This window comes from Streptomyces sp. NPDC057271 (assembly GCF_042668715.1).
GTDB lineage: Bacteria > Actinomycetota > Actinomycetes > Streptomycetales > Streptomycetaceae > Streptomyces.
The window spans coordinates 56149-65818 of record NZ_JBHUYJ010000038.1 but is presented as its reverse complement, the minus strand read 5'-3'; the positions used below and the strand labels follow the sequence as shown (position 1 = coordinate 65818).

The 9670-nt window shown below is 72.3% G+C and carries 12 protein-coding genes; 7 read left to right on the top strand and 5 right to left on the bottom strand.

The features are described 5' to 3' along the window. Nucleotides 1-281: 281 nt before the first annotated feature. From ACFUJR_RS19325 to ACFUJR_RS19315, 3 genes are all read left to right on the top strand, one after another. Entirely contained in the window at nt 282-755 is a 474-nt protein-coding gene (locus ACFUJR_RS19325) for an RrF2 family transcriptional regulator (RefSeq protein WP_383172937.1), read from the top strand. A gap of 185 nt (nt 756-940) precedes the next feature. Further along, nucleotides 941-1381, top strand: a complete 441-nt coding sequence (locus ACFUJR_RS19320; protein WP_383172929.1) for a RidA family protein — start codon at nt 941-943, stop codon at nt 1379-1381. 141 nt (nt 1382-1522) lie between these two features. Then, nucleotides 1523-1942: a hypothetical protein gene (locus tag ACFUJR_RS19315; RefSeq protein WP_383172927.1), complete on the top strand. Its 420-nt coding sequence runs from the start codon at nt 1523-1525 to the stop codon at nt 1940-1942. On the opposite strand, the gene ACFUJR_RS19310 is transcribed toward ACFUJR_RS19315, so the two are convergent. Beyond that, nucleotides 1885-2424, bottom strand: coding sequence for a hypothetical protein (locus tag ACFUJR_RS19310; RefSeq protein ID WP_383172925.1), 540 nt, complete (start codon nt 2422-2424; stop codon nt 1885-1887). The two genes, ACFUJR_RS19315 and ACFUJR_RS19310, sit on opposite strands and share 58 nt — an antisense overlap. A gap of 157 nt (nt 2425-2581) precedes the next feature. Between ACFUJR_RS19310 and ACFUJR_RS19305 the strand changes: the two genes are divergently transcribed. After that, a complete protein-coding gene (locus ACFUJR_RS19305; RefSeq protein ID WP_383172923.1) occupies nt 2582-3550 on the top strand; it encodes an ATP-binding cassette domain-containing protein in 969 nt (322 codons plus the stop codon). Beyond that, the gene (locus tag ACFUJR_RS19300; RefSeq protein WP_383172921.1) at nt 3547-4413 is read left to right on the top strand and encodes an ABC transporter permease; all 867 of its coding nucleotides are present in this window, start codon (nt 3547-3549) and stop codon (nt 4411-4413) included. The genes ACFUJR_RS19305 and ACFUJR_RS19300 overlap by 4 nt, the downstream gene beginning before the upstream one ends. Here ACFUJR_RS19300 and ACFUJR_RS19295 read toward each other — a convergent pair whose 3' ends face one another. The 4 genes from ACFUJR_RS19295 to ACFUJR_RS19280 are packed head-to-tail and all read right to left on the bottom strand — an operon-like array spanning nt 4414 to nt 7043. Further along, on the bottom strand, nt 4414-4785 hold the full coding sequence (locus ACFUJR_RS19295) for a VOC family protein (RefSeq protein WP_383172919.1): 372 nt from the start codon (nt 4783-4785) through the stop codon (nt 4414-4416). Nucleotides 4786-4830: 45 nt separating this feature from the next. After that, on the bottom strand, nt 4831-5253 hold the full coding sequence (locus tag ACFUJR_RS19290) for a universal stress protein (RefSeq protein WP_383172918.1): 423 nt from the start codon (nt 5251-5253) through the stop codon (nt 4831-4833). Nucleotides 5254-5303: 50 nt separating this feature from the next. Beyond that, a complete protein-coding gene (locus tag ACFUJR_RS19285; RefSeq protein ID WP_383172916.1) occupies nt 5304-5948 on the bottom strand; it encodes an FMN reductase in 645 nt (214 codons plus the stop codon). Between the two features lie 3 nt (nt 5949-5951). Then, complete coding sequence (locus ACFUJR_RS19280; protein ID WP_383172915.1) at nt 5952-7043, bottom strand: LLM class flavin-dependent oxidoreductase; 1092 nt, start codon at nt 7041-7043, stop codon at nt 5952-5954. A 214-nt stretch (nt 7044-7257) separates the two neighbouring features. Between ACFUJR_RS19280 and cbiE the strand changes: the two genes are divergently transcribed. Together cbiE and cobM are read left to right on the top strand one after the other, a co-directional pair. Then, complete coding sequence (gene cbiE / locus ACFUJR_RS19275) at nt 7258-8505, top strand: precorrin-6y C5,15-methyltransferase (decarboxylating) subunit CbiE (RefSeq protein WP_383172914.1); 1248 nt, start codon at nt 7258-7260, stop codon at nt 8503-8505. Then, a complete protein-coding gene (cobM, locus tag ACFUJR_RS19270) occupies nt 8502-9251 on the top strand; it encodes a precorrin-4 C(11)-methyltransferase (protein ID WP_383172912.1) in 750 nt (249 codons plus the stop codon). Before cbiE ends, cobM begins: the two co-directional genes overlap by 4 nt. Nucleotides 9252-9670: the final 419 nt, after the last annotated feature.

The window sequence follows — 9670 nt, the reverse complement described above, 5'->3', positions numbered from 1 at the left end:
CAGCCACGTGATCATTCTGGCCGTCCAGTGCCGCCCGGAACAGCGACCGGGCGGCACGTCACGACGGGGCGAACGTTGCCTGATGCGGCACTAGGCAGGCGCCAACGCTTCGTGCAATGACGTCCCTTGCTCCCGGTGCGATGGGAGAGGCGACTCTCCGGTGGACGAGTACCGCCGGATCGCGGACCGGGTCACGGAGCGGATCGCGGACGGGCGGCTGCGGAGTCGGCGCGTCGGACTTGCCCCGAGCATTCTGGATATCTAATATCCAGATTATGAGGATGAACGAGGGCGTGGAGTGGGCGCTGCACAGCTGCCTCAACCTGGCCTGGATCGGGCCGGAGCGGGCGGTGACGGCGGCGCGGCTCGCGGCCTACCACGAGCTGCCCTCCGCCTACCTCAACAAGCAGCTCCAGGCCCTCTCCCGGGCCGGGATCGTCAGCTCCGTCTCCGGCCCCAAGGGCGGCTTCCGGCTGGCCCGGCCGCTCGACCGGATCACGCTCATGGACGTCGTCACGGCGATCGAGGGCCCCGAGGAGGCGTTCCGCTGCTCCGAGATCCGGCGGCAGGGACCCGGCGCCGGACCGGCCGGAAGCTACTCGGCCGAGTGCGCGATCGCGGGGGCGATGGGGGCGGCCGAGCTGGCCTGGCGGCGCGAGCTGGCGGCCCGCACCCTGGACGACGTACGGCAGCGGGCGGAGCTTCAGGCGCCCGCGGCCCCGGAGCGCATCCGTCACTGGTTCGCCAACGCCTGACGGGCCCGTCGGCGGCCCGCATCGACGCGCCCTCCCTTCCCCGGGAGGGCTTCTCGAGGAGGTGATTCTGGATGCTGAACATCCAGATTGAGCCCCGTCATTGAGCCCCGTCGGCGCGGCAAGGGAGCCGCGCTCACCCTGGCCGCCTGCCCGGCGGCCGTACTCTCCGGAAGGAAGCACACCTGATGACCAGCACCGCCACCACCACGGGCATCGCCACCACCGACGAGCGCACGATCACCAACCCGGCCACGCTCCACGACCCGTCCCCCTTCGGCTACAGCCACGCCGTCTCCGCCCCCGGCGAGCTGGTCTTCATCGGCGGCCAGTACGCCTCCGACGCGACCGGGGCCCCCGTCCCCGGGGACTTCGCCGCCCAGGTCGAGCTGGCCTTCACCAACCTCCGGCGCGCGCTGGAGGGCGTGGGGCTCGGCTTCGAGCACGTCGTACGCCTCGGTTCGTACATCGTCGATCACGATCTCGCGAAGCTGGAGGTCCTCGGCCGGGCGCTGCACGGCGCCTTCGGCGACCGGCTGCCCGCCCAGACGCTTCAAGGCGTCGCCGCGCTCGCGCTGCCCGGGATGCTCTTCGAGATCGACGCGGTCGCGGTGCGGCCGGCGGGCTGATTCCACCCGGCCCGGACCGGCCTCCGCGGCCTCCGCGGCCTCCGCCCGTGGCCTGTCCACCGGGCCGCCCGGTTGCGGCGGCGGGGGCTCCGGGTGTGCCCTAGAGGGTGCAGGGGGGGCGAGAGTGAAGGAGCTCCTGCCATGGCCGCACACGCAGCGATGCCCGCCCGGAGGCATCTGAGTACACACGGCTTGGTCCTGCCCCTCACGCTGGGTTTCGCCTACGGCTTCTGGGCGGCGGCGATCGTGCGCGGCGGGGGTGTCATCGACTGGGGCGAGGCCGTGCTCGGCATCGTCTCCGGAGCCGTGCTCGCGGGGGCCGTGTACGCGCTGCGCCAATGGGGCCACGTCCTGCCGCGCGAAGTGCACGCCGTTGCCTGGGGCGTGCTCACCGGCTGCGCCGTCGGCTTCCTCTTCAGCCTCTCGAACCCGAGCGTGCTCTCGGCCACCGTCCTCGGCCTGATCGTCGCCGCGGGAACCGTCATCGCCGCGTTCTACTGGCTCTACACGCACGAGGACGTCAAGGCCGTGGAGCGCGCCGTGGCGCGACGGCGCCCGTAGGAGACCGCGACGGCGGCGAGCAGCGGCGCCCAGGCCGCCAGGGGCAGGTAGCAGGCCAGGAACAGGGCCTCCTGGACCGGCCCCTCGGTGTGGGTGCCCGCGGCGTCCGCGCCGATCCCGGCGAACGCCGCGTACGTGTACCAGCCTGTCAGGGCGAAGAGCCCGAACGCCCCGCCCAGCGCGGCCGCGGTGGCCGCGCGGGGCGGGACGGGCCGTCCGCCCAGGAACGGCAGCCGGCGCGGCAGCACCTCGCCCCAGGAGCGGACCAGGCCGAGCGTGAGGAAGGCGAGCAGTTCGGCGACGACGGTCAGCACGATCTGGAACACGTTCTGGGCGAGGTCCGGGTCGTCGACGCGGGCCACGGGCAGCCCCAGGGTGAGCGCGATCCGCCAGATCCCGGAGGGGAGGACGACCAACGGTACGGCGTGGGCGGCGAGGGCGGCCCAGCGGGGCACGCCGGGCAGGGCGTTGATCTTCGGCATGTACTCAGCGTGCCGCCGCGGCGCGGGCCGGGTCGTCGTCCTGCGCGCCCCGCCCTCTCCGCCGGACGGGGGAGTTCGGGTCGTTCTCTGGCATACGGGCCGCCTCCGTCGGAGACTGGGTGGAGCGGACCGCATCCGGCAGCCTGGAGGCACGCGCATGACCGACCTCGCCATCGAGACCGAGGGCCTGGTCAAGGTCTTCGGCACGAACCGTGCCGTCGACGGCATCGACCTACGCGTCCCGGCCGGCACCGTCTACGGCGTCCTCGGCCCCAACGGCGCGGGCAAGACCACCGCCGTCAAGATGCTCGCGACCCTGCTGCGCCCCGACGGCGGCCGGGCCCGGGTCTTCGGCAACGACGTCGTCGAGGACGCCGACACCGTGCGCGGCCGGGTCAGCCTCACCGGCCAGTACGCCTCCGTCGACGAGGACCTCACCGGCACCGAGAACCTCGTCCTGCTCGGCAGGCTCCTCGGCCACAGCCGGCCCGCCGCCCGGGACCGTTCGGCGCAGCTGCTCGCCGCGTTCGGGCTGGCGGAGGCCGCCGACAAGCAGATCAAGAACTACTCGGGCGGCATGCGGCGCCGTATCGACATCGCCGCGTCCATCCTCAACACCCCCGACCTGCTCTTCCTCGACGAACCGACCACCGGCCTCGATCCGCGCAGCCGCAACCAGGTCTGGGACATCGTCCGCGCGGTCGTCGCCCAGGGCACCACCGTCCTGCTCACCACCCAGTACCTGGACGAGGCGGACCAGCTCGCCTCCCGTATCGCCGTCATCGACCACGGGAAGGTGATCGCGGAGGGTACGAAGGGGGAGCTCAAGGCCTCCGTCGGCTCGGGATCGGTGCACGTACGGCTCCGGGACCCCGAGCAGCGCCCGGAGGCCGAGCGGGTCCTGCGCGACGCCCTGAAGGCCACGGTCCAGCTCGACGCGGACCCGGTCGCCCTCACCGCCACCGTCGACGGCCACGGCACGGACCTCGGCGCCGCCGAGCAGGCGGCCCGGGCGCTGGCGGAGCTGTCGCGGGCCGGGATCACGGTCGACAACTTCGGGCTCGGCCAGCCCAGCCTCGACGAGGTGTTCCTGGCACTGACGGACAGGAAAGGAACGACGGCATGACCACCGTCACCACCGGCAAGGACGCGCGGACGACCGACACGCTCGACTTCGTCGCCCCGAAGGCGGACGAACTCGCGGCGCTGCTCGTGGGCGGGTCCCGTCCACCGCGTCCCAGCGCGCTCTCCGCCTCGATGACCTTCGGCTGGCGGGCCATGCTGAAGATCAAGCACGTGCCGGAGCAGCTGTTCGACGTGACGGCGTTCCCGATCATGATGGTGCTGATGTACACGTACCTCTTCGGAGGTGCGCTGGCCGGTTCGGTCTCGGCGTACATCCAGTTCCTGCTGCCGGGCATCCTCGTGATGAGCGTCGTGATGATCACGATGTACACGGGTGTCTCGGTCAACACGGACATCGAGAAGGGCGTCTTCGACCGCTTCCGCACGCTGCCGATCTGGCGGCCTGCGCCGATGGTCGGCTATCTGCTCGGTGACGTCGTCCGCTATCTGATCGCGTCGGCGGTCATGCTCACGGTCGGCATGATCATCGGCTACCGCCCGGACGGCGGTGTGGCCGGCGTCCTGCTCGGTGTCGCGCTGCTGCTGGTGTTCTCGTTCGCGTTCTCGTGGATCTGGACGATGTTCGGACTGATGCTGCGCAGCGAGAAGTCGGTCATGGGCGTCAGCATGATGGTGATCTTCCCGCTGACCTTCCTGTCCAACGTGTTCGTCGACCCGAGCACGATGCCGGGCTGGCTGCAGGCCTTCGTGAACAACAGCCCGGTGACGCACCTGGCGACGGCGGTACGGGAGTTGATGGCCGGGAACTGGCCGGCGGCCGACATCGCCTGGTCGCTCGGGTGGTCGGCGCTCTTCGTGATCGTCTTCGGTGCGATCACGATGCGGCTCTACAACCGCAAGTAGTCACTGCCCTCGCGGGGTGGTCTGCTGGACCGACCAGCGGTTGCCGTCCGGGTCGGCGAAGTACACGAACGAGCCCCACGGCTGGTCGTCGATCTCGGTGGTCTCGATGCCGCGCCGCTTGAGGTCGGCGTGGGCCTCCTCGATGTCCGTGACGACGACCTGCATGTTGTCGAGAGAGCCCGGCTTCATCTCCGTGATGCCCTTGCCGAAGGCGATCGAACAGGCCGAGCCGGGCGGGGTCATCTGGACGAAGCGGATGTCGTCGCTGACGGGGAAGTCGTGGTCGAGACGGAAGCCCACCTGCTCGTAGAAGGCCTTGGCCCGCTCGATGTCGGTGACGGGCACGCCGATCAGTTCCAGCTTGATGTCCATGAGGGCATCATGCGCCCGCAGGGCCCCTGTCGCACGGCAACCCGGTCAACCGCCCCGGACCACGACCACCGGACACGGGGCGTGCTGGGTCACCCGGGTGGAGACGGAGCCCAGCAGCGCGGCCTTGAAGCCGGCGCGGCCGCGGTCGCCGACGACCAGCAGGGACGCGCCCTCGGCCTGGTCGATCAGGGCCTGGGCCGCGTTGCCGCCGACGACCGTGCGGACGACGTCGGCGGCTACGGCCGGGTCCAGCGCCTTGGCGAGTGACTCGTCCAGGAACTGTTCGGCGAGCATCTCGGGGTTGAAGTCCGGCGGCACCCCGGGCGCCCCCGCCCAGGAGGCCGGGTACTCCCACCCGATCACCGCCTGGAGGGAGTCCCCGGTGAGGGCGGCCTGGGCGGCCGCCCACTTCAGCGCCTTCAGGGACGGCTCCGACCCGTCCACACCCACCACGATCCTGCCGGCCATGTCGGTCTCCGCTCGTCGTACGGCACATCTGCCACCAACGTAGAAGCGGATCAATCCAGGCGCAGGTCGGCGAGCTGCCGCTCGAAGGGCACGACCTCGTCGTCGGCCGGGTCGCCGGCCGGGCCCCTGGCCGCGACCAGGTCCGCGAGTTCGTGGCCCGCCCGGGCGATCCGGGACGGCAGGCCGTCCCCCGCGAAGCCGACGGGAAGCGTGTGGTCGCCGCCCGAACCCCAGTCCTCCGAGGCCGCGTAGACGGCCGTCGGGACGACGAGCGCCCGCAGATAGGCGAAGAGCGGGCGCAGCGCGTGGTCGAGGACGAGGGAGTGCCGGGCCGTGCCGCCGGTCGCGGCGATCAGCACGGGCGTGCCGGTCAGCCCGGCCGGGTCGATCAGGTCGAAGAAGGACTTGAACAGACCGCTGTACGAGGCGGTGAAGACGGGGGTCACCGCGATCACCCCGTCGGCGCCGGTCACCGCGTCGATCGCCTCCTGCAGCTGCCCCGAGGGGAAGCCCGTGACGAGGTTCTTCGCGATGTCGACGGCGATGTCCCGTAGCTCGACGACGCGGACCTCGACGATGTACTCCTGCTCGGTGAGCCGCGCCTTCGCCGCCCCGGCGAGGCGGTCGGCGAGCAGCCGGGTGGAGGAGGGGCTGCTCAGACCGGCCGACACGGCGACCAGCTTCAGGGTCCGCATGACTTACGCCTCCTGGTTCCGGGTGGCGGTCCGGGTGACGGCGGGGTGGAGCGGGGCGGTCTCGGGGACACCGGCCGGCCGCAGGTTGGCGAACTCCTTCCGCAGCACCGGGACGACCTCCTCGCCGAGGATGTCGAGCTGCTCCAGGACGGTCTTCAGAGGCAGGCCCGCGTGGTCGACGAGGAAGAGCTGGCGCTGGTAGTCGCCGACGTACTCCCGGAAGGACAGGGTGCGTTCGACGACCTCCTGCGGCGAGCCGACCGTCAGCGGGGTATCGCGGGTGAACTCCTCCAGGGACGGGCCGTGGCCGTAGACGGGCGCGTTGTCGAAGTACGGGCGGAACTCCCGTACGGCGTACTGGGAGTTCTTCCGCATGAAGACCTGCCCGCCGAGGCCGACGATCGCCTGCTCGGCGGTGCCGTGGCCGTAGTGCGCGTACCGCTGCCGGTAGAGGCGGACCATCTTCTCGGTGTGCTGCTTGGGCCAGAAGATGTGGTTGGCGAAGAATCCGTCGCCGTAGTACGCGGCCTGCTCGGCGATCTCGGGGGAGCGGATGGAGCCGTGCCAGACGAACGGCGGCACGCCGTCGAGCGGGCGGGGCGTGGAGGTGAAGCCCTGGAGCGCGCTGCGGAACCTGCCCTCCCAGTCGACGACGTCCTCCCTCCACAGCCTGTGCAGGAGCGCGTAGTTCTCGATGGCGAGCGGGATGCCCTGGCGGATGTCCTGGCCGAACCACGGGTAGACCGGGCCGGTGTTGCCACGGCCCATCATCAGGTCGACGCGCCCGTCGGCGAGGTGCTGGAGGGTGGCGTAGTCCTCGGCGATCTTCACCGGGTCGTTGGTGGTGATCAGCGTCGTGGACGTGGAGAGGATCAGGTTCTCGGTCCGCGCGGCGATGTGCCCGAGGAGGGTGGTCGGGGAGGACGGCACGAACGGCGGGTTGTGGTGCTCGCCGGTCGCGAAGACGTCGAGCCCGACCTCCTCGGCCTTGAGCGCGATGGCGACCGTGTTCTTGATCCGCTCGTGCTCGCTCTGGGTGCGGCCGGTCGTGGGGTCGGTCGTCACGTCACCGACGGTGAAGATCCCGAACTGCATCGTGCTCACCTCTCGCCTCGGGGGCTGTTGGTTGAATCGTAAACTATCTCCCACAACCGCGCATCCCCCCGCCTCATTCCCGGCCCCGACGGCGGCCTCGGTGGCGGCCTCGGTGGCGGCGGCGCGTTCGCCGGCTTTCGTCCGGCTCGTCTGCCGCGTGGGCCGGAACGCCCAGGAGCAAGGGCGGGAGGGGGCTCCCGTAGAGTTCGCCGACGTGAGTACCGTTCCTCCAGCTGCGATATCGGTCGTCGGGATCGGCGCGGACGGCTGGGACGGCCTTCCCGCGCGCTCCCGCCGCGTCCTCGGCGCCGCAGAGGTCCTGATCGGCGGCCCCCGTCAGCTCGGTCTGCTGCCCGCCGCCGAGTGCCCCGGCGAGCGGATCGCCTGGCCTTCGCCGCTGCGGCCCGCCGTCCCCGGACTGTTCGCCGATCACAAGGGCCGGCGCATCGCGGTGCTCGCCAGCGGCGACCCGATGTTCTACGGGATCGGCCGCACGCTCGTCGAGACGCTGGACGCCGAGCGCCGCGCCGACCTGCGGGTCCTCCCGCACCCCTCCTCCGTGTCGTACGCCTGCGCCCGCGTCGGCTGGGCCCTGGAGGCCGTGGAGACCGTCTCCCTGGTCGGCCGCGCCCTCGCCACGCTCGCCGCCTCCCTGCACGACGGCCGCCGGCTCCTCGTCCTGAGCGAGGGCGCCGAGACGCCCGGCGCGGTCGCGGCGCTGCTGCGGGAGAAGGGTTTCGGCCCGACCCGGATGCGGGTCCTGGAACAGCTCGGCTCGGACCGCGAGCGGATCGTCGACGGCACGGCCGCCACCTGGCCGCACGAGCAGGTCGACCCCCTGAACGTGATCGCCCTCGACCTCGTCCGCTCCCCCGGCGCGCCGCGCCTCGGCGCCGTACCCGGGCTGCCGGACGACGCGTACGAGCACGACGGCCAGCTCACCAAGCGGTACGTCCGCGCGGCGACGCTTGCCGCGCTCGCCCCCGCGCCGGGGGAACTGCTGTGGGACATCGGCGGCGGTTCCGGCTCGATCGGCATCGAGTGGATGCGTACGGACCGGTCCTGCCGGGCCGTCGCCGTGGAGAGGGACCCCGGGCGGGCCGCCCGGATCGAGCGCAACGCCGCCGCCCTCGGCGTCCCCGGGCTGCGAGTCGTGGCCGCCGCCGCACCCGGTGGCCTGCCCGGCCTGCCCACCCCGGACGCCGTCTTCATCGGCGGTGGCCTCACCGCCCCGGGGCTGCTCGACGCCTGCTGGGACGCCCTGCCGGCGGGCGGACGGCTGGTCGCCAACACCGTGACGCTGGAGTCCGAGGCGCTGCTCGCCCGGTGGTACGGCGAGCACGGCGGGGAGCTGGTCCGGCTCGCCGTCGCCCAGGCCGTTCCGGTGGGCGGCTTCACCGGCTGGCGCCAGGCGATGCCGGTCACACAGTGGTCCGTAACGAAGGCAGGAGCTGGAGCATGACCGTCTACTTCATCGGCGCGGGCCCGGGCGCGGCCGACCTCATCACCCTGCGGGGCGCCCGCACCCTCGCCACCTGCGGGGTGTGTCTGTACGCGGGCTCCCTGGTCCCGCGCGAACTGCTCGCCGAGTGCCCGCCGGACGCGCGCCTGGTCGACACCGCGGACCTGGACCTGGACCGGATCGTCGCCGAGATCGTCCGAGCCCACGAGGGCGGGCAGGACGTGGCGCGGCTCCACTCCGGCGACCCGTCCGTCTTCAGCGCGGTCGCCGAGCAGATGCGCCGGCTCGACGCGCTGGACATCCCGTACGAGGTCGTCCCGGGCGTCCCCGCGTTCGCCGCCGCGGCGGCCGCGCTCAAGCGGGAACTCACCGTCCCGACGGTGGGCCAGACGGTCATCCTCACCCGCATCGCCCAGCAGGCCACGCCCATGCCGGAGGGCGAGGACCTGGCGACCCTGGGCCGCAGCGGCGCCCTCCTGGTCCTTCACCTGGCGGCCCGGTACGCCGACCGGGTCGTCGCCGAGCTGCTCCCCCACTACGGGGCGGACTGCCCGGCCGCGGTCGTGGCGATGGCCAGCCGCCCGGACGAGATCGTGCTGCGGGGCACGCTGGAGGACATCGCGGGGCAGCTGAAGGAGGCGGGGATCACGAAGACGGCGGTGATCCTGGTCGGCCGCACGCTGGCGGCCTCGCAGTTCCGCGACAGCCACCTCTACGACCCGGCACGGGAACGCCACATCTGCTGACCGGCCCTCGCCCGGCGGACGGCCCGCGTGCCGGCCCGGTTCCGGCCGACGGCGCCCGCGTGCCGCCCGGTTCCGGCCGACGGCGCCCGTGTGCCGCCCGGTTTCGGCCGGCGGGCCGTACGTGTGCTGAGTCGGCCCGGTTCCGGCCAGTGGGCGGCTCGGGTGCTGGGGCCGGCCCGACCGGCGGACCGGTGCCAGGCCCCGGTGGGCCGTCGCCGGACCCCGGAGGCCAGTGGGCCGGGGGGACCGGCACCAGCCCCGGTGGACCGGTGCCAGGCCCATGCCGGCCGGCGGATCGGCAGCGCGCCCCCTGACGCGCCCGGGGCCGGGAAACCGGGGGGTGTTCGGTCCCCGGTGTTCGGTGTTTTGTCTCTTTTTCTTTTTTTTCCTCTTCTTTTTTTTTGCGTGCTTTTTTTTTT

Excerpts from the sequence above, each read along its gene's own strand:
- ACFUJR_RS19325 (WP_383172937.1), top strand. The coding sequence starts at position 282 with ATGAACGAGGGCGTGGAGTGGGCGCTGCACAGCTGCCTCAACCTGGCC.
- ACFUJR_RS19320 (WP_383172929.1), top strand. The coding sequence starts at position 941 with ATGACCAGCACCGCCACCACCACGGGCATCGCCACCACCGACGAGCGC.
- ACFUJR_RS19315 (WP_383172927.1), top strand. The coding sequence starts at position 1,523 with ATGGCCGCACACGCAGCGATGCCCGCCCGGAGGCATCTGAGTACACAC.
- ACFUJR_RS19310 (WP_383172925.1), bottom strand. The coding sequence starts at position 2,424 with ATGCCGAAGATCAACGCCCTGCCCGGCGTGCCCCGCTGGGCCGCCCTC.
- ACFUJR_RS19305 (WP_383172923.1), top strand. The coding sequence starts at position 2,582 with ATGACCGACCTCGCCATCGAGACCGAGGGCCTGGTCAAGGTCTTCGGC.
- ACFUJR_RS19300 (WP_383172921.1), top strand. The coding sequence starts at position 3,547 with ATGACCACCGTCACCACCGGCAAGGACGCGCGGACGACCGACACGCTC.
- ACFUJR_RS19295 (WP_383172919.1), bottom strand. The coding sequence starts at position 4,785 with ATGGACATCAAGCTGGAACTGATCGGCGTGCCCGTCACCGACATCGAG.
- ACFUJR_RS19290 (WP_383172918.1), bottom strand. The coding sequence starts at position 5,253 with ATGGCCGGCAGGATCGTGGTGGGTGTGGACGGGTCGGAGCCGTCCCTG.
- ACFUJR_RS19285 (WP_383172916.1), bottom strand. The coding sequence starts at position 5,948 with ATGCGGACCCTGAAGCTGGTCGCCGTGTCGGCCGGTCTGAGCAGCCCC.
- ACFUJR_RS19280 (WP_383172915.1), bottom strand. The coding sequence starts at position 7,043 with ATGCAGTTCGGGATCTTCACCGTCGGTGACGTGACGACCGACCCCACG.
- cobM (WP_383172912.1), top strand. The coding sequence starts at position 8,502 with ATGACCGTCTACTTCATCGGCGCGGGCCCGGGCGCGGCCGACCTCATC.